Source organism: Corynebacterium sp. HMSC074A01, assembly GCF_001831515.1.
In the GTDB taxonomy this organism is placed as follows: Bacteria; Actinomycetota; Actinomycetes; order Mycobacteriales; family Mycobacteriaceae; genus Corynebacterium.
Map to the genome: position 1 here is coordinate 147,367 of NZ_KV825618.1, position 20,838 is coordinate 168,204.

Annotated in this window: 22 protein-coding genes; 13 read left to right on the top strand and 9 right to left on the bottom strand. The window is 66.7% G+C overall.

Annotated features, from left to right (window positions below; all coding sequences use genetic code 11):
* The first annotated feature begins 8 nt into the window (after positions 1-8).
* Both pdxY (HMPREF2550_RS06325) and pdxY (HMPREF2550_RS06330) read left to right on the top strand, forming a co-directional pair.
* Positions 9-860, top strand: a complete 852-nt coding sequence (pdxY, locus tag HMPREF2550_RS06325) for a pyridoxal kinase PdxY (RefSeq protein ID WP_070790367.1) — start codon at positions 9-11, stop codon at positions 858-860.
* Entirely contained in the window at positions 860-1,678 is an 819-nt protein-coding gene (gene pdxY, locus HMPREF2550_RS06330; RefSeq protein ID WP_070790368.1) for a pyridoxal kinase, read from the top strand. The genes pdxY (HMPREF2550_RS06325) and pdxY (HMPREF2550_RS06330) overlap by 1 nt, the downstream gene beginning before the upstream one ends.
* Here pdxY (HMPREF2550_RS06330) and fmdA read toward each other — a convergent pair.
* On the bottom strand, positions 1,675-2,928 hold the full coding sequence (fmdA, locus tag HMPREF2550_RS06335; RefSeq protein ID WP_070790369.1) for a formamidase: 1,254 nt from the start codon (positions 2,926-2,928) through the stop codon (positions 1,675-1,677). The two genes, pdxY (HMPREF2550_RS06330) and fmdA, sit on opposite strands and share 4 nt — an antisense overlap.
* An 8-nt stretch (positions 2,929-2,936) precedes the next feature.
* Entirely contained in the window at positions 2,937-3,224 is a 288-nt protein-coding gene (locus tag HMPREF2550_RS06340) for an FmdB family zinc ribbon protein (protein ID WP_070790370.1), read from the bottom strand.
* Between the two features lie 140 nt (positions 3,225-3,364).
* Here HMPREF2550_RS06340 and HMPREF2550_RS06345 point away from each other — a divergent pair, with 140 nt between their 5' ends.
* The 5 genes from HMPREF2550_RS06345 to HMPREF2550_RS06365 all read left to right on the top strand — a co-directional run bounded on the left by HMPREF2550_RS06345 (position 3,365) and on the right by HMPREF2550_RS06365 (position 8,844).
* The gene (locus tag HMPREF2550_RS06345; RefSeq protein WP_070790371.1) at positions 3,365-5,095 is read left to right on the top strand and encodes an ABC-ATPase domain-containing protein; all 1,731 of its coding nucleotides are present in this window, start codon (positions 3,365-3,367) and stop codon (positions 5,093-5,095) included.
* Positions 5,096-5,182: 87 nt separating this feature from the next.
* A complete protein-coding gene (locus HMPREF2550_RS06350) occupies positions 5,183-6,322 on the top strand; it encodes an HNH endonuclease (protein WP_070790372.1) in 1,140 nt (379 codons plus the stop codon).
* Positions 6,323-6,364: 42 nt separating this feature from the next.
* Positions 6,365-7,339 (top strand): GTPase Era, encoded by a 975-nt coding sequence (era, locus tag HMPREF2550_RS06355; RefSeq protein ID WP_083319809.1) that lies wholly within the window; start codon positions 6,365-6,367, stop codon positions 7,337-7,339.
* A gap of 46 nt (positions 7,340-7,385) precedes the next feature.
* On the top strand, positions 7,386-8,090 hold the full coding sequence (gene recO, locus HMPREF2550_RS06360; protein WP_246819773.1) for a DNA repair protein RecO: 705 nt from the start codon (positions 7,386-7,388) through the stop codon (positions 8,088-8,090).
* Positions 8,091-8,097: 7 nt separating this feature from the next.
* Positions 8,098-8,844 (top strand): isoprenyl transferase, encoded by a 747-nt coding sequence (locus tag HMPREF2550_RS06365; RefSeq protein WP_070790374.1) that lies wholly within the window; start codon positions 8,098-8,100, stop codon positions 8,842-8,844.
* Positions 8,845-8,846: 2 nt separating this feature from the next.
* Here HMPREF2550_RS06365 and HMPREF2550_RS06370 read toward each other — a convergent pair whose 3' ends face one another.
* Positions 8,847-9,293 (bottom strand): Fur family transcriptional regulator, encoded by a 447-nt coding sequence (locus HMPREF2550_RS06370; RefSeq protein ID WP_070790375.1) that lies wholly within the window; start codon positions 9,291-9,293, stop codon positions 8,847-8,849.
* Positions 9,247-9,816 carry an ArsR/SmtB family transcription factor gene (locus HMPREF2550_RS06375; protein WP_070790376.1) on the bottom strand — a complete coding sequence of 190 codons (570 nt, stop codon included), beginning with the start codon at positions 9,814-9,816 and terminating at the stop codon, positions 9,247-9,249. The genes HMPREF2550_RS06370 and HMPREF2550_RS06375 overlap by 47 nt, the downstream gene beginning before the upstream one ends.
* Positions 9,817-10,066: 250 nt before the next feature.
* On the opposite strand from HMPREF2550_RS06375, the gene HMPREF2550_RS06380 reads away from it, so the two are divergent.
* From HMPREF2550_RS06380 to HMPREF2550_RS06390, 3 genes are read left to right on the top strand one after another with little or no spacing between them, the layout of a single operon-like run.
* Entirely contained in the window at positions 10,067-11,449 is a 1,383-nt protein-coding gene (locus HMPREF2550_RS06380; protein WP_038591851.1) for a glycine--tRNA ligase, read from the top strand.
* Entirely contained in the window at positions 11,449-11,955 is a 507-nt protein-coding gene (locus tag HMPREF2550_RS06385) for a hypothetical protein (protein WP_070790377.1), read from the top strand. Before HMPREF2550_RS06380 ends, HMPREF2550_RS06385 begins: the two co-directional genes overlap by 1 nt.
* The gene (locus HMPREF2550_RS06390; protein WP_070762216.1) at positions 11,952-12,368 is read left to right on the top strand and encodes a hypothetical protein; all 417 of its coding nucleotides are present in this window, start codon (positions 11,952-11,954) and stop codon (positions 12,366-12,368) included. Before HMPREF2550_RS06385 ends, HMPREF2550_RS06390 begins: the two co-directional genes overlap by 4 nt.
* Here HMPREF2550_RS06390 and HMPREF2550_RS12260 read toward each other — a convergent pair.
* On the bottom strand, positions 12,365-12,529 hold the full coding sequence (locus HMPREF2550_RS12260; RefSeq protein ID WP_168167093.1) for a hypothetical protein: 165 nt from the start codon (positions 12,527-12,529) through the stop codon (positions 12,365-12,367). The genes HMPREF2550_RS06390 and HMPREF2550_RS12260 overlap by 4 nt on opposite strands.
* A gap of 84 nt (positions 12,530-12,613) precedes the next feature.
* Positions 12,614-14,581, bottom strand: a complete 1,968-nt coding sequence (locus HMPREF2550_RS06395; protein ID WP_070790426.1) for a TPM domain-containing protein — start codon at positions 14,579-14,581, stop codon at positions 12,614-12,616.
* On the opposite strand from HMPREF2550_RS06395, the gene HMPREF2550_RS06400 reads away from it, so the two are divergent.
* Positions 14,580-15,884 carry a deoxyguanosinetriphosphate triphosphohydrolase gene (locus HMPREF2550_RS06400; RefSeq protein WP_070790378.1) on the top strand — a complete coding sequence of 435 codons (1,305 nt, stop codon included), beginning with the start codon at positions 14,580-14,582 and terminating at the stop codon, positions 15,882-15,884. The genes HMPREF2550_RS06395 and HMPREF2550_RS06400 overlap by 2 nt on opposite strands.
* A gap of 5 nt (positions 15,885-15,889) precedes the next feature.
* Here HMPREF2550_RS06400 and HMPREF2550_RS06405 read toward each other — a convergent pair whose 3' ends face one another.
* From HMPREF2550_RS06405 to HMPREF2550_RS06415, 3 genes are read right to left on the bottom strand one after another with little or no spacing between them, the layout of a single operon-like run.
* Complete coding sequence (locus tag HMPREF2550_RS06405) at positions 15,890-16,816, bottom strand: ArsA family ATPase (RefSeq protein ID WP_210400215.1); 927 nt, start codon at positions 16,814-16,816, stop codon at positions 15,890-15,892.
* Positions 16,807-17,070 carry a cory-CC-star protein gene (locus HMPREF2550_RS06410; RefSeq protein ID WP_070790379.1) on the bottom strand — a complete coding sequence of 88 codons (264 nt, stop codon included), beginning with the start codon at positions 17,068-17,070 and terminating at the stop codon, positions 16,807-16,809. Before HMPREF2550_RS06410 ends, HMPREF2550_RS06405 begins: the two co-directional genes overlap by 10 nt.
* On the bottom strand, positions 17,054-18,742 hold the full coding sequence (locus HMPREF2550_RS06415) for a carbon starvation CstA family protein (protein ID WP_070790380.1): 1,689 nt from the start codon (positions 18,740-18,742) through the stop codon (positions 17,054-17,056). The genes HMPREF2550_RS06410 and HMPREF2550_RS06415 overlap by 17 nt, the downstream gene beginning before the upstream one ends.
* Positions 18,743-18,915: 173 nt before the next feature.
* Here HMPREF2550_RS06415 and HMPREF2550_RS06420 point away from each other — a divergent pair, with 173 nt between their 5' ends.
* Together HMPREF2550_RS06420 and HMPREF2550_RS12455 are read left to right on the top strand one after the other, a co-directional pair.
* Complete coding sequence (locus HMPREF2550_RS06420; RefSeq protein ID WP_070790381.1) at positions 18,916-19,791, top strand: hypothetical protein; 876 nt, start codon at positions 18,916-18,918, stop codon at positions 19,789-19,791.
* A gap of 81 nt (positions 19,792-19,872) precedes the next feature.
* Positions 19,873-20,766 (top strand): excalibur calcium-binding domain-containing protein, encoded by an 894-nt coding sequence (locus tag HMPREF2550_RS12455; protein ID WP_141760538.1) that lies wholly within the window; start codon positions 19,873-19,875, stop codon positions 20,764-20,766.
* Positions 20,767-20,838: the final 72 nt, after the last annotated feature.

Below are 20,838 nucleotides of genomic sequence, written 5' to 3' on the forward strand. Positions count from 1 at the left end.
TAGGTGCCATGAGCAACATTCTCTCTATCCAGTCGGCCGTCGCCTACGGGCACGTTGGCAACTCGGCCGCCGTGTTCCCGCTGCAGCGCATCGGCCACGAGGTGTGGCCAGTCTACACCGTCAACTTCTCCAACCACACCGGTTACGGCCACTGGACGGGCCCGATGATCCCGGCGGCCGACGTCGCAGAGATCATTACCGGCATGGATGAGCGCGGCGCACTCGAGCGCGTCGACGCTGTACTGTCCGGCTACCAGGGCGGCGACGACATCGCCGACGTCATCATCGACGCAGTCGCGCAGGTCAAGGCGAAGAACCCGAACGCGATCTACGCCTGCGACCCCGTGATGGGCAACGCGAAATCCGGCTGCCACGTCTCCGACAACATCCCGCCGCTGCTGCGCGACAAGGTCGTGCCGGTCGCGGATCTGATCACGCCGAACCAGTTCGAGCTGGGCTACCTCACTGAGCGCGACGTGACCGACCTCGATTCCACGCTTGCCGCCGTCGACGCTGCCCGCGACATGGGGCCGTCGACCGTGCTGGTCACCTCCGTCGAGCGCCCCGACGCACCGGAGGACACCATCGAGATGCTCGCCGTCGACGACAACGGCGCGTGGATCGTGCGCACCCCGCGCCTGCCGTTCAAGCGCAACGGCTCCGGCGACGTGACCGCGGCCCTGTTTACCGGCCATTACCTGCGCGGCGGGGACGCAGCCGACGCCCTCGCGCGCACCGCCAGCTCCGTCTACGACATGCTGCGGATGACCTTCGAGACCGACTCGCCGGAGCTGAAGCTGGTCGAGGCGCAGGACTACTACGCCGACCCGCAGCTGCAGTTCAGCGTGGAAAAACTGTAGTGAACATCATCTCGTTGCAGTCTGCGGTGGCATACGGGCACGTCGGCAACTCGGCCGCCGTGTTCCCCATGCAGCGGCTGGGCCACGAGGTGTGGCCGGTGCACACCGTCAACTTTTCCAACCACACCGAGTACCCCACGTGGCGCGGCCCGGTTCTCGGCGCGGACACGGTGCGCGAGATCTTGCGCGGCATGGAGTTCGCGTTCCCGCAGGTCGACCTGTTTGTCAGCGGCTACCTGGGCACCGCAGAGATGGCGGAGGTGGTCCACGACGCCGTCGTAGCCATCAAGCAGGCGAACCCGCAGGCGCGGTACGTGTGCGACCCGGTCATCGGCAACGCGGAGGTCGGCTCGTTCGTCAGCGACGACATCCCGGACGTCTACACGGACACGCTCATCCCGCTTGCCGACGCCATCACGCCCAACCAATGGGAACTCGAACTCCTCACCGGCCAGCGCCTCGACCCGGCTGATACCGCCTACACCGAAACGCTCGCGGACGCGGCGCGGTCGCTGTGCGAAAATGCGCTGATCACGTCTGTGGAGACGGGGGATCCGGCGACGATTGGGATGGTCGACGTGGCGTCGGCAAGCGTGCGGCGCATCGACGCCCCACGGCTCGGCGGCAACGTCGTCGGCGCGGGCGATCTGGCTACCGCGCTGTACGCCGCGCTTATCGACGCCCCGCAGCACGACCGCCTAACCCACCTCGCCGGAACGATGGGGGCGATGGTGCGCGCCGTGCGCGAGCGCGGGCTTGACGAGCTGCCGCTGATCGAGCTGCAGGACTGCATCGTCGACCCCGCGCGGACGGCCTAGTCGAACGACGAGCGCGGCGCGCCGATACCCGGATCGATGCGCGGCGGTTCGCCGGCACCGGGGCGGATATCGATGTCGAAGATTTCCGTCGGCAGGTACACCGTGGCGCACGCATTCGGAATGTCCACGACGCCGGAGAAACGCCCCTCGATCGGCGCGGCACCCAACAGGAGGTAGGCCTGCTCCGGCGACCAGCCAAACGTGGTGAGGTAGTCGATGGCGTGCAGGCACGCGCGCTGGTAGGCGAGCTGCGAGTCGAGGTAGCGCTGCTCGCCGTCGAGCGTGACGGAGGTGCCGGAGAACGCGAGCCACTGGCTGTAGCGCGGCTCGACGTTGCCGGGCATGAAGATGGCGTTTTCGCTCACGCCGTACTTCGCCATGCCGTCTTTGATGACGTCGACGTGAACGTCGATGAAGCCGCCCATCTCGATGCCACCGCAGAAGGTGATCTCGCCGTCGCCCTGGGAGAAGTGGAGGTCGCCGACGGAGAAGTTCGCGCCGTCGACGAAGACGGGGTAGAACACGCGCGTGCCCTTGGACAGGTTCTTGATGTCCTGGTTGCCGCCGTTTTCGCGCGGCGGGGCAGTACGCGCACCTTCGCCGGCGACGCGGTCGAAGTCGGCACCGGTCAGCGAGCCAAGGATGGCCTGCTCTGGCTCGGGCGGCAGCGCGAGCGGTGGGACGCGCTCGGGGTCGGTGGCGATGAGCGCTGCTTCGCGCTGGTTCCAGGTATTCAGCAGCTCGTGGGAGGGCGCGGTGCCCATAAGGCCGGGGTGGATGATGCCAGTGAAGCTCACTCCTGGGATGTGGCGGGAAGTGGCGGTCTGGCCTTTGAAATCCCAGACGGCCTTGTAGGCGTCGGGGAATTGGTCGGTGAGGAAGCTACCGCCGTTCTTCTTGGCGAAGATACCGGTGTAGCCCCAGCCCTGACCAGCGAGCGGGCCTTCTTCTTGTGGGATCGGCCCTACGTCGAGGATGTCGACGATGAGCAGGTCGCCCGGCTTTGCACCCTCGATGCGGAACGGGCCTGACAGCGCATGGACTTTGTTCAGCGGTGCGTCGCGGATGTCGTCGGCGCTGTCGTCGTTGTGGATGTCGCCGTCGAACCACTCGCGGCAGTCGATGCGGAAAGAGTCGCCGGGCTGCACTGTGGTAACGGGCGGGATGTCGGGGTGCCAGCGGTTGTGGCCGACGTGCTCCTGTTCGGGGAACGTCTTCGTTGAATCGAGTGGGAAGAGATTCTGAGGCATGGTTCCTCCTAGGGTTTGGGCAGTTTTGCGTGTTGTGGGTTGTGCGAAACTGGGGTGGCGCGGCGGTTACCTGAACGCGGTACCGAGTTGACCACTGCGGGTTCGTACGCACTCTTCTGTGTTGCTTCGACGAGGCGGGCTTTCCGCTTGTCGACGCCCGCCACCGCAGGCGCGCTGATCACCCGGGTCGCCTCGTCGCCGCAGGTTTTGCACTCGGTGGTGCGGGTGTCCGAGGACATCGGCAAGAGTCGCTCCGTGGTGTGGCCGGTGTGGCAGCGGAATTCGTAGAACGGCATGTCGCTCGCTTTCGTGTCGTTATGCGGGTCACGGAAGTGGCACCAGTGTAATGCCAGTGACAAAAAGTGTCTTGCGTGAACGCCCTCTCCTGGGGGTGCCCACGAGGTGCGCTGCAGGTCCTGGCCGTTACGGTGGCGGTATGGCACAACAGCGAAGGAAACGTCGGAGGGCGCAGCGGAGAACCAGCGGCACGTGGGCGCAGTTAGCCGCGCGCTGCAGGGAGATCGACGGCGCGGGGTACGGCGCGTATAAGCAGCTTGCGGGCACGTATCGCGACGAGAACGGGCAGTGGCAGATCGCGGTGGATCGCGTGCAGGCGGACCCTTTCGCGGCTCCGTCGAAGGTGCGGGTCATTGTGCCGCGCGCGGAGCTCGACCTAGCCCCGGAGTTTACGGACTCGCGGCTCGACCGTGTTGCGGTTGCGGACGCGTTGGCGCGCGCGGTTGCCGCGCACCTTGTCGGCACGCATCGTGCGGGCGGCGGTAGCGGGAAGTCGAACACGATCAGTATCGGCGAGCTTGGTCAGGAGGTCATCGAGCGCACGAACGTTCTGGTCACGCGCGACCGCATCGAGTTTCGCCTGCTTGTGGGCCTGCCCGCGCGTGGTCGCAGAGTGTTGGGTCGACAGGCGGCGACGCTGCTCGTGGACGATATGACGGCCGCCGTCGCCGCTGGAATGCGCACTGAACGCGCCGCGCTCGAGCGGGCCGTGTGGCTACTGCGCGACCAGGAGGCGTTGCGTGCCGAGTTACCGAAGCGCAGCCTTGTGGCGTTTGTGGCTGATGGGGCGATGCTTGCGCGGCGTTCCGGGGCGAGCGACCTCCCGCTGCCGGACGGGGTGCCGTTCCGCAGTCCGCGGAGCCTGCGCGAGAAGTTCGACCTGCCCAGCGGCCGACGCGTGAAAGGCATGGGCGTGCCGGAGGGAGTCACGGTGATCGTCGGCGGCGGCTACCATGGCAAATCGACGTTGCTGCGCGCGCTCGAGCGCGGCGTCTACGCGCACACGCTTGGCGACGGCCGCGAGTTCGCCCTCACCCGCGCCGACGCAACCGCCGTCCGCGCTGAAGACGGCAGGCCGGTCACGGCGCAAGACATCTCCCCGTTCATTACCAACCTGCCGAACGGCGCGGATACCACCCGTTTCTCCACCGCAAACGCCTCGGGCTCGACCTCGCAGGCGGCGAACGTCGTCGAGGCGTTGCAAGCTGGCGCAACCGCGTTGCTTATCGACGAAGACACCTCCGCCACCAACTTCATGCTCAGAGACTCCGTGATGGGCCAGCTCATCGCGGATGATCGGGAGCCGATTACGCCGCTGAGCGCTCGAGTGCGGGGACTTTATGTGCGGCGCGGCGTGTCGACGGTGCTCGTCGCCGGTGGTTCCGGTGCGTTTTTGGGGCTTGCGGATACGGTTATCGCGATGCACGCATACACGCCCGCCAATGTGACCGTCCGCGCGCACGAGATTGGTCGGGGCCATGCACCGGCGCAGTTGCCGGTGTCTGCGGAGATGTTCGGCCCCGATGTGCGCCGCCTGGTCGGGCCGCAGTTTAGGCGCGGCCCGAAGCCGCCGAAAGCGCGCGGGGATGAGACGATCACCATTGGGAAAAGTGCTATTGACCTGCGGAATCTCTCACAACTCGCCGGGGCGCCGCAGGTGGCTGCGATCGCGCTCGCGCTCCAGCGGATCGACGCCTTGGCCGACGGCGGAGCATCGCTTGCCGACGTTGCCGACGCCCTGTGCGAAGAGCTCGCCGCGGGCCTTGAGGCGCTCGCGCCGGGACGCGCTCACCCGGGGCACCTCGCGTTGCCGCGCGCCTTCGAAATTCTTGCTGCGGTGAATCGCTTCCGAAACCTGCGCGTCGAATGAGATGGCCAGAATGTGCTATAGGCTGCGGAAAGATAAATTTCCCGCAAACTGTTGACGAAACGAACGATATACGTTAGTGTTGTTCGCATGTTAACTAACGAAGCAATCGAAAATTACTTCTCGCTCCGCAACGACGGCATGGCGCTCGTCGCCTGGGTTGCGGAGGAGGGAAAGACCTACGACGACCTCATTGCCCTCGACATCCCCGACGACTACGCGACCGACCTCATAGAACTCGCCGAGCTCTTTTACGGCCCGGTGTCCCACTCGAGATATCAAAAACGATGTCGAGAGTCGGCGCGGCGGTTGCGTTTCTGTGTGGAGACGTTGGCCGTCGTTAAGCAAGCCTCGCGCAACATAAAAGATGCGAACGCGCGCTGGCGCTTCCGGGAGGAACTGTGCCAAATAGCTGGGGATACGCAGACTGTGCGACGGGCCGCGCGCCGCATCAAGGGCAAGTACCAGCCGAAGAAGCCGCTTGTCGACGGCCTGCGCACGCGCCGCGTCGGCGACAAAATCACCATGTCGATTACCGGGCCGTCGAAAGACGTCCAGCCGCTCGTGACCACGCTGAAAAACGCGAAAGACGAGGATGGCCGCCCGCTTGATCCGGTCGAGTGGCTGCGAACGCACCGACCCATCGTGCAAAGCGATATCACCACGCACGCCGTGCTCAGCGTGCACGACATCGTCCGCGTCATCCACGGCGAGGGCGACGATGTGCTCGTCGAGCTTACCGACGGCACCATCCTCACCGGTGCCGAAGTCGTCGAGCGCGAGCTGCGCGAACAGTGTCTGATCACGCTGACCGGGCCTACACTCGGCCCGATCAACACTTACGACGGGCGGATCGCCACCTACAAGCAGCGCCGTGCCTGCGACGCGGAATCGCAAACCTGCTGCTGGCCCGGCTGCAACTGTCCCTCCGAGGAGTGCGAAGCGCACCACCTCATCGAGCACGTCCGCGGCGGCGAAACCAAGCCGGAGAACCTGTGCTGGCTGTGCCCGTATCACAACGGCGTCAACGGGCAGAAGGGCTTCGGGCGCATGGAGCGGATTAACGGCAAGCTCGCGTGGGTCTCGGACGCGACCGGCAAGGCCCGCTTCGTGGAGGATGAGCGGCGGGAGCGGCGCGCCGACCTTGCCGAGTACCGCGAAGCCGACGCCGCGCGCAAACGGACGAAAGGCCGCCACCTGCACGCAGTGCAACCGGAAGGCGCGCACTAGCGTCACACGGTTTGCGGGGTGCGCCGGGTAAGATTGCGGCCTATGAGCACTTTCTTCCCCGATGAAGCCGACCTGCCCGACGACGCGAACGCCGGTGCCGCCGGGTTTACCAACACTCCGGAGGGCTTCCGCTCAGGCTTCGTCAGTTTCGTCGGCCGCCCCAATACGGGGAAGTCGACGCTGACGAACGCGCTGGTGGGGGAGAAGGTCGCGATCATGGCGGATCAGCCGGAGACGACGCGGCGGCCGATTCGCGGCATCGTGAACCGGGACGACGCGCAGGTCATCCTCGTCGACACCCCGGGAATGCACCGTCCCCGCACCCTGCTCGGCGAGCGGCTCAACGACGTGGTGAAAGACACGTTTGCCGACGTCGACGTCATCGGCTTCACCGTCCCCGCCGACGAGAAAATCGGCCCTGGCGACCGCTACATCCTCGACCAAATCCGCCGCATCAAGCCGAAAACGCCAGTGGTGGGCATTGTGACCAAGCTGGACAAAGCGTCGCGCGACACCGTCGGCGAGCGCTTGCTCGAGCTGCACGAGCTGCTCGGCCCGGACAGCGAGGTCGTGCCCGTGTCCGCGACCGGCGGGGTGCAAACGGACGTGCTGCTCGACGTGCTGATTAGCCAGCTGCCCGAAGGCCCGCGGTTCTACCCCGTTGGAGACGTTACCGACGAGGGGATTGAAGCGCGCATCGCGGAGCTGATCCGCGAGGAGGCGCTGCAGGGGCTTCGCGACGAGTTGCCGCACTCGGTCGCCGTCCAAGTCGATGAGATGGTGCCCGACCCAGATAACCTGGAACGGACCATGATCTACGCGGTGATCTACCTCGAGCGGCCTGGCCAGCAGCGCATCCTCGAAGGTCCCGGCGGCCGCCGTCTGTCGGGTATTACCCACCGCGCGCGTAAGCAGATCATTGAGCTCGTTGGCCGCAACGTGTACCTGGATCTGCGGATCAAGGTGCTGAAGAACTGGCAGCAGGACCCGAAGGCGTTGGGTCGTCTTGGCTTCTAGGCGGCGAGGAGGCTCGCGCCCGTCGTGGCGCGACCGGGCGTTCGTGGTGCGAACCTACGATTTCGGCGAGGCCGACCGCGTCATCGTGCTGCTCACGCGCACGCACGGGCTGGTCCGCGGCGTGGCGAAGGGCGTGCGGAAATCGCGGTCCCGGTTCGGTTCGCGGCTGCAGCCCTTCGTTGACCTCGACGTGCAGGTCTACCCGGGCCGTGGCCTGTCCACGATCACCGCCGCCGACACCGTGGCGTACCACGGCGCGCACATCATCGAAGACTTCGAGCGCTACGCTGCGGCCTGCGCGGTGCTGGAAACCGCGGAGAAGCTGACCTACGAAGAGGGCGACGCCGTTTTGTTCGACCTGGTCAAAAACGCGATCGCGCAACTGCAAACGGCTAACGACCCGACGCAGATCCTCGACGCGTTCATCCTGCGCGCCACCGAACACGCCGGCTGGGGGCTGTCCCTCTACAACTGCGCCAATTGCGAGCGACCCGGCCCGCACCACGCGTTCCACGCGGCGGTAGGCGGGGCGGTATGTACCAACTGCCGCCCGCCCGGCTCGCTCGAGGTGGACCCGGAAACGCTGCACGCGATGTGGCTGCTCGCCAACGGCTACGCGTACGCGCCCGCCACGCCGCACGCAGGTGCGAGCGCGACGGTGCTGGCCCAAGTCCACCGCGCCACCACGGCGCACCTGCAGTACCACCTGGAGGCCGGGTTGAAGAGCTTGCGGATGATGGAACAGGCATAATGGGGGAATGACTTCGCGCCAGATCGACCCTGAATTCATCCCCCGCCACATCGCGCTCGTCATGGACGGCAACGGCCGCTGGGCGCAGCAGCGCGGGCTTAAGCGCACGGAAGGCCACAAGCAGGGCGAGGCGGTGCTGATGGACTGCGTAGATGCGTGCATCGAGATGGGCACGGTCGAGTGGCTGTCGGCGTACGCGTTTTCCACCGAGAACTGGCGGCGCGCGGCCTCAGAGGTCCGCTTCATCCTGGGCTTTTCCCGCGAGGTGCTGCACCGCCAGCGCGACGAGCTGCACGAGAAGAACGTCCGCATCGTGTGGGCGGGGCGCAGGCCGCGACTGTGGCGCTCGGTGCTGCGCGAACTCGAGGCCGCAGAGGAGCTCACGCAGGACAACACCGGCCTGACCCTGGCCATGTGCATTAACTACGGGGGCCGCGCCGAGATCATCGACGGGGTGCGCACACTCGCCGCCGACGCCCGCGACGGGAAGATCCGCCCGCAGGACATCACCGAGAAGTCGTTCTCCCAGTACCTCTACCGCCCCGACATGCCGGACGTGGATCTGTTCCTGCGCCCGAGCGGGGAGAAGCGCACGTCGAACTTCCTGCTCTGGCAGTCGGCGTACGCGGAGATGGTCTACCAGGAAAAACTCTTCCCGGACTTCACCAAAGAGGACCTGTTCGACGCGGTCTACGAGTACGCGAAGCGCGATCGCCGCTTCGGCGGCGCGGTAGACAAGTTCGCCGACAAGTAGCGCTACTCGCCGCCCTTACCCGTGCACGGCGCGCAGACGCCGTAGATCTCGGCGTCGTGTGCGACTAGCTCGTAGCCAAACGCGTCCGCGGTGTCTTTCGCCCACGACTCGATGGGCCCGCCGTCGATTTCCTCGCTGCGTCCGCACTTGGTGCAGACGAGGTGGTGATGATGGTGCTCGGTGAGGCAGTGCCGGTAGAGCGTTTCACCCTCGGAGTTTTGCAGCACGTCGACGGCGTCGATCTCCGCCAGCGATTGCAAGGTGCGGTAGACGGTGGTCAGCCCCACCTTCTCGCCGCGGGCGTGGAGTTCCTGGTGGATGTCTTTCGCGGTGGCGAACTTATCGACGTCGCGCAGCGTCTCAACAATCGCCGTCCGCTGGCGCGTCATCCGCGGGCCGAGCTTAGGGATCGGTTCCTTCGGGGTGCTGGTACGTCGCTGCAGTGCCATACCTGTCTACCGTAGCCCTACTGCCCAAGGCGCGGGTCTCGTGGTCTTTATCTCGGCTGTGGAGCTTCTCATACTCCTCGATGGGAATGGCGGAGCTGATGTACGTTAGCCGCGGCGGCTCCGGCTTGCGCGGCTGCTGCAGCTTCTGCACTGGCTGCGGCTTCTGCGCCTTCTTCGTCTTCCGCGCTTTCTTCGCCCGCTTGCTCTTGCCGGGCGGCGTGGGCAGGGTGTCTTCGGCGACTTTGCCAAGGGCGTAGATGACGTCGATAATCTCCATCCGGGGCAGGGAGTAGATGATCTCGCGGCCGCGACGTACTGCGGTCACGAGGTGGAGGCTTTTGAGTACCTGCAGGTGTTGGGAGATCGATGGCTGCGACTTGCCGAGCTTTTCCACGATCTCGCGGACGACGTGGTTGCGTTCCGCGAGCAGGAGCAGGATTTCGATGCGCGTTCGGGAATCGAGGGCGCTGATGAGATCGGCGGTCAGGTCAAGGTCGGGGGCTGGGTGGTCGGGCGAGTACATGGCCCGGGCCTTTCTCTTCGACTGCGAATGGGCACGGTGAACTTCAGTCGGCATCCGTGCCGAGATTCAGGCCGAAGTTGCCGGAAGTGCACGGTCACGCGACGTCGCTCATGGTTTTCTCAGTGTAGACAAAGATTTGGGATTGTGCTGGGTGAGCGGGCGGGAGGAGGTGCGTGGGGCGTCGATAAGTGAAGGCGCTGACAGGCTAGACTGTCAGCGTTACGTGTAACCCGAGTACAGGAGGCTAGGCATGGCAGCCAGCAAGATCGATACCGTCGTCAACCTTTGCAAACGCCGCGGACTGGTGTTTCCCGCCGGTGAGATCTACGGCGGCACCCGCTCTGCCTGGGACTACGGCCCGCTCGGCGTGGAGCTGAAGGAGAACATCAAGCGTCAGTGGTGGCGCCACATGGTCACCTCCCGCCCCGACACCGTTGGCGTTGACACGTCGATCATCCTGCCGCGCCAGGTGTGGGAGGCCTCCGGCCACGTCGAGGTGTTCACCGACCCGCTCGTTGAGTCGCTGCACACCAACAAGCGTTACCGCGCCGACCACCTGCTTGAGGCCTACGAGGAGAAGCACGGCCACCCGCCGGCCAACGGGCTTGCCGACATCAACGACCCCGAGACCGGCCAGCCCGGCAACTGGACCGAGCCGAAGGAATTCTCCGGCCTGATGAAGACCTACCTCGGCCCCGTCGACGACAAGGAAGGCCTGCACTACATGCGCCCCGAGACGGCGCAGGGCATCTTCGTCAACTTCAAGAACGTGATGACGTCGGCGCGCCTGAAGCCGCCGTTCGGTATCGCCAACATTGGTAAGTCCTTCCGCAACGAGATCACCCCGGGCAACTTCATCTTCCGCACCCGCGAGTTTGAGCAGATGGAGATGGAGTTCTTCGTCAAGCCGGGCGAGGACGAGAAGTGGCACCAGTACTGGATCGACAACCGCTACGACTGGTATGTCGACCTGGGCATCAACCCGGATAACCTGCGCCTCTACGAGCACCCGCAGGAGAAGCTGTCCCACTACTCCAAGCGCACCGTCGACATCGAATACGCCTACGAGTTCGCCGGCTCGAAGTGGGGCGAGCTCGAGGGCGTGGCCAACCGCACCGACTACGACCTGAAGACGCACGCCGAGGCCTCCGGCGAGGACCTGTCCTACTACGACCAGCAGAACGAGGAGCGCTGGATCCCGTACTGCATCGAGCCCGCCGCCGGCCTCGGCCGCGCCATGATGGCGTTCCTCATCGACGCCTACCACGAGGAAGAGGCCCCGAACGCGAAGGGCGGCACCGACACCCGCGTCGTGCTGAAGCTGGACCGTCGCCTCGCGCCGGTGAAGGTCGCGGTGCTGCCGCTGTCGAAGAAGCCGGAGCTCGCCGAGCCCGCGCAGGAGCTCGCGACCAAGCTGCGCCAGCACTGGAACGTCGACTTCGACACCTCCGGCGCGATCGGCCGCCGCTACCGCCGCCAGGACGAGACCGGCACCCCGTTCTGCGTCACCTACGACTTCGACTCGCTCGAGGACGGCGCCGTCACCGTGCGCGAGCGCGACACGATGGAGCAGGAGCGCGTGAAGATCGACGAGCTCGAGGCGTACCTGGCCGCCCGCCTGATCGGCTGCTAATGCACTACGTCAGCTGGGATCGCACGGACCGTGACAACCTGAAGCTGCTCGCCGAGGCGGGCCCCGAGGTGCTTGGCGTGTTCACGCACGAGCGGGCGAACGTCGGTGGCAAGCAGTGGGACCTGGTCGCGTCGCCGGAGTCCGGCGCAGTGGCCACGCGCGACGGCGTGGAGATCGTGCGCGCGCACGACTCGCTGAAGCGTTCGCGCCAGATTACCGTCGAGGTTGAAGGGCGTCGCTACGAGTTTGTGGGCGAGACGTCGCAAAACTGGATCGTCGACGACGCCAACGGCACCAAGGTCGGGCAATTTACGTCCGATCACAACGGCGTGCGCAAGGCCATCTTGGAGTTCGAGGGCGAAACGACCCTGCCGCTTATCGACGTCGCGTCGCTGGCCTGGATCTCCCGAGAAATCCTCGAAGCACGCAAACTCGTCTCCTCCAACGTGCTGATCGCGACGCTGCTGCTGTTCTCGCTCGTCGCAGTCATGGTTTTCGTGCTGTGATCTGGCGCGAGCATACGCTGTACCGGGGGCAGGACGCGGTCGCGGACGTTGATGTAGACGGCGACCGCGATGTCCTGCGCTTCGGCTGCCACACGCTGCGCTTTCGCAGCATGAACCCGGCGCACCTGCGCGCCGAGAGCGCCGACGGCGAGGAGTTCGCGGTGCGGAAGCGGTCGCTGACGGTGTCGCGCTACACCGCGCACTGCGGGGACCGCGACTACACGTTGACCCGGGTCGGCATGCGCGGGCGCAGGGAAATACGCGACGCGGCAGGCGAGCTGTGCGCGGTGACCACGCCGAAAGCAGATGGCTCGCTCGAGGTGGAACTGCACTCGGCCCTCACGCTGGACTTGGTGTTCATCACGTGGTCGCTGACCTACGTGGATGCGGCCGTGCGCCGGACCTACTACTAGTTGCCGCGCGGGTCTGCGGCGACGACGTCTTCGCCTTGGCGGGCAGCGCGGGCGATCTCTCGGAGCAGGTCGCGGATGGTGGGGGAGGCGGAGCAGCGGGCGAGCGACTCGAGTTCGCTGATCTCGGTGCCAGTGAGCTTGTGGCTCAGTAACGAGCGCATTGCACTGACTCCTTCCTCTTAGTCCGGTCTTACTTTCTCAGATTACGACCATTTCGCGGCGTCGGCAACGTTTCATGCAGGAAACTAGAACGTGCCGCCGCGGCTGACGTTGCCGCCACCGCCGCCGGAAAATCCGCCGCCTCCGCCGAATCCTCCGCCGCCGCCGCCGCGGTGGCCGCCGCCTCCGCCGCCGGAGAAGATCGCCGCCCACATCGCGGCGCGCGCGACGTCGCTGGCGGTCTGCCGGTTCCGCTGCGCTCGGTAGTTGTCCACGTCGTCCTTGGCCGCCTGGTGGGCGCGTCGTGCGGTGTCGGTGGCGGCGCGGGCGTAGTCGATGGCGTTGCGCGTGTCGTCGACGCGGCGCCGGTGCGCTTCGGCGTACTGGCGCTGGGACTCGGCGAGCAGCGAGCGCGCGTGCGAGCCGATGATGCGGCCGCGGGAGCGGATGAGGTCCTCGGCGGACTGGATCTGGCTGGTAGCCACCCGCATCTGCTGGTCGAAGAGTTGCAGGGCGCGCGACTGGTCGTGGGCGGCACCCTTGGCGCGGTCGAGTTCGGCGTCAATGCGTGCGTCCACGTCGCTGAGCTCGGTGTAGAGCGCGAGCGGGTCGGTCTCGGCGCGGTTGCCAATCCGGTCCAGCGCCTCGCGCGCGGTGGCGGCGATGCGGTCGAGGGCGCCGACGTCGATACGCGCGCCCTGCTGCGTGGAGCCCTTGACCTGCTCGATCTCGGCGAGCTCGTCCTTGATTTCCTGGATGAGGGCGGGCAGGTTCGTCTGCGCGTTGCGGAGGTTATCCTCGGCGTGCTCGATGGCGGCGAGGTTGTGGTCGGCGACGTCGATGGCGTTGGTGGCGGACGCGAGGACGTCGATAAGCGGGCCCTGCTGGCCGGCGGGCTTCGCGGCGAGTTGCGCCGCCTGCTCGAGCTGCGCCTCCGCCTCGTCGAGCGACTCGCGCGCGACGTCGACGTTGTCGGCGAGCGAGGCGAGCATGCCCTCGGTGTGGCGCTCGCGCAGCTCAGCGAGGCGCGCGGCAGCGGGCTCGAGGCGGGCGCGGATGTCGATCGTGCGGGCGCGCACCTTGTCCACCTCCTCGCCGGCGCGCATGAGCGTGCCGCGCATCTGGTTGAACTCCTCGGTCTTCGCCTGCAGCGCCTGCTCGGCCTCGCCGCAGGAGGAGATGATGTCGATGAGCATCGCGCGCTTTTCCGGCTCGGTTTCGGGAATCGCGTCGTAGAGCTTCTGGTGGGTGTGGAAGGCGCGTTGCAGCGTCGAGGTGGCCTGGTTCATCGCGGCGGTAAACGGGCGCACACGGTCGGCGCCGAATTCGTCGGAGGCCAGCTTCAGCTCGTTCTTGCCCTGCGTGATGGACTCGTCGGCAGCGACGAGGCTTTCGCGCGCCAGCTCCTCGAGCGTCGCGGTGGGCAGGCGGCCGAGCGAATCCGTATCACCCGGCGCGAGCTGCTTCGCGGACTCGAGCTGCGCCGCGCCGCGCTTCTTGGAGTTGCGGCGGCTGGCCGCCCACGCGCCGCCGCCGGCAAGCGCGAGCACGCCCACGCCGCCCGCGGCCCAGCCCGCGCCCGAACCGCCGCCGGAAACCGCAGCGTCTGCGGCGGCGAGGCCTGCGCCGGCCCAGTCTTCGTCGACGAGCTTGTCGTAGGCGGCGTCGTTCATCGCGTCGATCTCGCTCTGCTGCCACTCGTCGCCGCCGAACACGCCGTAGCCGCGCTCCGAGGGCGAAACCACGAGCACGCCCGTGTTCGCGCCGTTGGCGGCGACGGCTTGCTCCGCCCACTGCTGCCCGGTCATCCCGCCGAGCGAGTCAACGTAGACGATGCGCAGCGACAGGTGCTTCTCCTTCGACACGTTGTTCACGGCCTGCTCGAGTTCGGCGCGTTCGGCGTCGGTGAGCACGCCGGCGTCGTCGGTCACGGGCGCGGTGAGCAAGGCGGGCGCGCTTGCGGCGGGGGCTTGGGCGTGCGCGGGGGCGTCGAGAAGCACAGGTGCCGCGATGAGTGATGCGGCGGCGAGGATACGAAGGTAGCGCGAATACATGCCCACCAGCGTAACCGTTACGCTGGGTGTCGTGTACACCTACAACTCCGACGACGTGGCGCGCCGCGCGCCCGAGGCCGTCAAGGAGGCGCAGCTTGCGCCCGGCCACGACACCCGCGACGTCTTCGCGCGCGACCGGGCGCGCGTGCTGCACTCCGCCGCGCTGCGTCGGCTCGCCGACAAAACGCAGGTCGTCGGCCCCCGCGACGGAGACACGCCGCGTACGCGCCTGACGCACTCGCTCGAGGTCGCGCAGATCGCCCGCGGCATCGGCGCCGGGCTCGGCCTGCACCCCGACCTGTGCGAAATGGCCGGCCTGACCCACGACATCGGCCACCCGCCGTACGGCCACAACGGCGAAAACGCGCTCAACGCCGTGGCGCCGTGCGGCTTCGAGGGCAATGCGCAAACGCTACGCATCCTGACTCGCCTCGAGCCCAAAGTGCTTGTCGACGCCACGTCATACGGCCTCAACCTCACCCGCGCCAGCCTCGACGCGGCCGTGAAATACCCGCGGACCCGCACCAACGCCGACGGCACCGTCAACCGCAAGTACTCGGCCTACGACGAGGACGCCGACGTGCTCGCCTGGGCGCGCGCCGGGCACGTTGATAGCCGGCCGCCGATGGAGGCGCAGGTGATGGATTTCGCCGACGACATCGCGTATTCCGTCCACGATGTGGAAGACGGCATCGTGTCGGGGCGCGTGTCGCTTAAGGTGCTGTGGGACTTCGTGGAGCTGGCGGCGCTGGCGGAAAAGGGCGCGGCCGCGTTCGGAGGTACGGCGGACTCGCTCATCGACGCCGCCGACCGGCTGCGCTCTATGCCCGCGATCGCCGCGGCCGCCGACTTCGACTTCACGCTGCAGTCCTGGACGGGGCTCAAGGCGCTGACCTCGCAGTTGGTGGGCCGCTACGTCGGCGGGGTCACGCAGGCGACGCTTGCGGACGAGGCGAACCAAGCGCTTTCCACCGGGCTCGGCCGCCAGCACGGGGACCTCGTGATCCCGCCGGACGTGGAGGCCGAGGTCCGCCTGCTCAAGACGGTCGCCGTGCTCTACGTGATGGACGTGCCTGCGCACTTGGCGCGGCAGGACAGGCAGCGCGAGCGGATCTTCCGTGTCCACGAGTACTTGCGCGCGGGCGCGCCGGGCACGCTCGACACCATCTTTCGCACCTGGTTCGAGGCGGCGGAAACGGATACGGAGCGCGAGCGGGTGATTGTGGACCAGATCGCGTCGATGACGGAGTCGCGCCTGGAGCGGCTGGCGAAGAAGGCCGCCGCGTTCGACGGGTTCTTCTAGCCGCCCTACAGCAGCGCGGCGATCTGCTCGAGGGCGGCGCGCGTACCAATTTCGCCCGGCAGCCACGGCAGCTCGTGCACCGGGACCGGCAGGTGCAAAAGCGCGAGCGCGTCGTCCTCGACGCGGCGGCGCTGCGCCAAAAACTCGCCCGCCTCATCCGGCGTGCGCCGGTTGACCACCGCGCCGCCGACGTGCACGCCGTGGGAGGAAAGCTCTTCGTAGAACTCCATCGATTCCATGACGGGCAGGCGTTCGGCGGTGAGCACGATGTGGAAGACGCACTGGGTGGGGTCGGTAAGCACGGAGCGCAGTCGCTCGAACTTGCGACGCCGCTTGAGCAGGGTGGAGCGGATTTGTTGGTTGCGGCGGTCGACAGGCGAGCCGGTAGAATCGCCGCCCATGCCGCGGACGAGCTCGCTGAACTTGTCCGACTTGTCGCGGCGGGCCAGCAGACCGTCGGTGTAGGCCGCCATGAGCTCGGGTAGCGCCATGAGTCGGGAGGTGTGGCCGGAGGGGGCGGTGTCGAAGATTAGGTGGTCGTAGTCGGAAGCGCTAACCAGGTCCGCGATGCGTTCGAGCAGCGCCGCCTCGTGCATGCCGGGGGAGTGGCGCGACATCTCCAGGTGCTTGTCCACCTCGCCGTGGAGTCGCTCCGGCATCATCGCGCGCATGGACTCGCCGACGGTGCGCAGGTGCTGCGCCGTGATGGCGGCCGGGTCGAGTTCGATGGCGTCGAGGTGGTCCTCGAGGGTGAGCGGGTCGTCGTGAAGCGATTGGCCCCAGATGTGGCCGAGATTGTGGGCGGGGTCGGTGGAGACGAGCAGGACGCGGCGGCCGCGCGCGGCGAGGCGGACGGCGGTGGCGGCGGAGACGGTTGTCTTGCCGACGCCGCCTTTGCCGCCGAAGAACATGACTGGGGCGTCTAGCAGCATGAAATCCCGTCGAGTGGTGAGCGTTCCATGCCCATGCGGGTGTGCCAGGCGTGGAAGTCGTCGTAAAGCAGGGGCAAAAGTTCGAGCGTGTAGTAGCTGGCGGGGTTGGGGATGCCGAGCATTTCGGAAGCGACCAGCAGGGTGAACAGGTCGTCCTCCTCGCGCGCGGCGCGGGCGAATTCGCGCCGGTAAGGCGCCTGGTAGAACTCGTTGAGGCCCGCGCCGAACGCGGCCAGCTTACTGCGCAGGCTCATACTCGTCGGACCATTCCATCGCCGGCTCGCGACGGGCCTTGCTGATCGCGGTGATGGCTTCGACGACGACCCAGATCGCGCAGATGATGATGATCACATCGATGACAAGCAGCAGCCAGTTACCGGCTGCGAATAGCGTGCCCAGCTGCAGAATCGCGGCCCACAGCGACATGAGCGTGACAAAGGTGAGGGGGATGAGCAGCGGCAGGGTCGGGCGGCGCAGCTTGGTCAGGATGACCACCAGGATGGAGAGGGTCAGTCCTGCCATGAGCTGATTGGTGGTGCCGAACAGCGGCCAGATGATCATGCCGCCGGAGCCGTCGAGGCCGGTGGAGAAGGTCAGGCCGAGCGCGGCGCCGACGGCGATGAACGTGGCGACCAGGCCGGAAAGCTTCACGCCCATGATCTCGCCGATTTCGCCGACCACCATGCGCTGCAGGCGTATGCCGGAATCCATGGTGGTGGCGGCGAACAGGACGGCCATGGTGGCCAGGATGGTTGCGGACAGGGAGGTCGGGATGCCGAGGCCCTGGTTCATCAGCGCGCCGCCGCCCTCGACGAACGCGTCGACGCCGCCGGCGTTCCACTCGTTGTACACGTTCTCCCAGTCGGTGAGCGTCTTGTAGCCGGCGGTGGTGGCGATGATCGTGCCGAGCGAGAGCAGGCCCTCGCCGACGGCGCCGAAGTAGCCGACGAAGCGGGAGTCGGTTTCCTTATCCAGCTGCTTCGCCGAGGTACCGGACGCGACGATGCCGTGGAAGCCGGAGATCGCGCCGCAGGCGATGGTGACGAACAGCAGCGGGAAGATGCTCGGGGTGCCCTCCGGCACGGCGTTATTCAGCGTCGGCGCGACGATCTCCGGGCGGACGACCAGGAACGAGGCGTAGAGGATGATCAGGCCGACAAAGAGCTGCAGGCCGTTGATGTAGTCGCGCGGCTGCAGCAGCACCCACACGGGCAGCATCGAGGCGATGAACGCGTAGATGAACAGCAGGAGAATCCAGATGCCGCGGTCCGGGATGCCCAGGACGGTCTCCGGCAGCGTGACCGGCACGCGGTCGCCGAGCACCATCAGCGCGTAGAGCGCGATCACCCCGACGACGGAGACGAGCGGCAGGTTCCACTTCAACCGGTAGATCGCCTGGCCGATGAGCACGGCGACGAGGATCGCGCCCCAGGTCGGGATCACGGCCGACGGGGTAGAGATGAGCAGGTTGGAGATCACCACGGCGAACGCGGTGTTGACCATGAGCAGCAGCAGGAAGATGACCACGAGGAAGAGGTTGCGGCCGCGCGCGCCGATGTAGCGGCCGGACAGCGTACCGATCGACTGGCCCTTGTGCCTTTGCGACGCCCACAGCGCCCCCAGATCATGCAACCCGGCAAAGAACACCGTGCCGAGTGTGACCCACAGGAACGCAGGCAGCCAGCCCCAGATCACGGCCACAGCGGGGCCGATGATCGGCGCGGCGCCGGCGACCGAGGTGAAGTGGTGGCCCCACAGCACGTACTTGTTGGTGGGCACATAGTCCACGCCGTCTTCCATGGTGTGCGCGGGCGTCTGGTAGCTGTCAGAGAGCTGGTAGACGCGCCTTCCGAGGAATTTGGAGTACAGCAGGTATCCCGAGCCCAGCATAGCCAGGCCGATAAATACCAGGAAGAGCGAGTTCATGCGCTCACCTTTCTGTTGGTGTTTCGTGTCACAATGGGCAAAAGTATGCCACACCTCACAGCATTTTCCCACAGTGGGGCCCATTGCTTTCCGACGCCCCGTTACGTTTTCCCAGCTACAAACGATGAATGGAGTAGAAGGGTTTTATGCATTTCACAGAAAGGAAAGCCGTCATGCGCCGTTTCTTCATGCCCGCCACCGTTGCTACCTGTGTCGCTGCGGGCCTCGTCGTTCCCGCCACTTCTGCCTCCGCCGCCGACCTCGCGCCGAAGGATGAGACAACCTGCTCGGTGGTGACCACCGCCGCCGAGCGCGAGTTTGCCAAGACCTACGCCGACGAGGAGAAGAACCTCGGCGGCAAGCTCCTGGTGGGCAAGTGGGTCAGCGCCATCGAGCGCGTCTACCCAGAAGCCGCGACTTACACCGACGTTGAACTTTTGAAGAAGCTCATGCCGGAGCCGCTTGCGCAGCATTACTTGGACGTGCGCGACTCCGCCTCGAGCGCCGACATCCCCTTCGGCCCAACCGGATCGGAAGTCGCGGATCTTGCCCAAGTCGGCGCCACGGAAGGCGAAACCCGCCCCACTTACGCCGACCCGAAGGCCAGCGCGCGCGACCGGACCCACGCCCAATCCCTGACCAGCGCGCTTGTCCGCCACTTCCCGGGCCTGAAGCCGAAGGACGCGGAGGCGCTCGCGGCGGTGATCCAAAACGACGCCACCGGCGAATACTTCAACACCCGCCTGGCCTACGAAAACGTGCTCGCCCAGGCCGCGTGGGACTGCCGCGACCTTGTAGCAAGCGACGCCAAGCTCGCCCACATCGACCTGCCCACCAGCCCCCCGCCGCAGCACGACCCCGCGCCGGGTAGCTCGCAGCCCGACCAGGGCCGCGCCTCCTCGGCTGGTGCCACCGCCGGTGTGGTGGTGTTCTCCCTGCTCGCAGTCTTGGGCGTCTCGCTTGCGCTGCTCGCCACGGTCGGCCCGCAGTTCGGGCTTGAACTTCCGGAGCTGCCGGACCTTTCGGGCCTTGCGAACCTCCAGTTCTAGACCTGCGCACGAATACGTTTTCTCCGGCCCATTGGCTAGATTAAGGGGTAGAAAGTAGCTCTGCCCAGGAGGTTTACCACCGTGAGTACGTCGCTTCAGGTTGCGGCCCCAAACCCGAAGGATCTGGCCCGCGCCCCGGGCTTGTTCGGGCAGTCTGTCGCGTGGCTTGCCGTCGCCTGGGGCGCACTGTGTGTCCTCGCTGGCGTGTTTGGTGACCAGGAATTCGCCGCCATGGTCGCCATGGTGCTGGTCGGCGTCGCCTTCCTCATTCCCTCGCTGTGGTGGCTTCGCTGCGCGTCCAGGGACAACAAGGCCGTGAAGCAGTACGAAGACACGGTCCGCACCAACGCGTACCTGTCGCAGTTCCTCACCGAGGCCGACCAGGTCGTGATCCAGGGGATGGGCACGCCCCGGCCGCCCGAGAAGACGCCGCGCCACTGGCCGGGCGTGAGCGCGCTCAGTGCGGTGCTGGTCATGGCTGGCCTCATCCTCATGCCGGCCGAGGATGAGCCCGCGCCGACCGAGCCGGTGGCGAACACCACGACCAGTGCGTCGGCAGCAACCACCACGCGCTCGTCCGCCGCGCTGTCCACTACCCGGAACACGGAGGCCGAGGCCTCGCGCGCTAGTGCCGCCGCCGCGTCCCGTAGCGCAGAAGCCGCCGCCCGGGAAGCCGCGGAACGCGAGGCCGCCGAGCGCGCCCGCGCCGAAGAGGCAGCCCGGCTGCAGCGCGAGGCCGAGGAGGCGGAACGCGCCCGCATCGCGGAACAACAGCGACTCGAGCAAGAACAGCAGCAGCACCAATTCGTCGCCCCCGCCCGCGCGCCCGAGCCGGCACCGGCGGCCGCGTACTACAAGAACTGCACCGCAGTCTGGAACGCGATCGGCAGCCCGATCTACGCAGGCCAGCCTGGCTACGCCAGCCACCTGGATCGCGACGGCGACGGGATCGGTTGCGAGCGGGACCCGCGCTAAACAAGCCGCCACTAACGCTGACGACTGTTTTCCGCAAAACCAAAAACAGTCATCAGCGCGAAAAACAGCGCC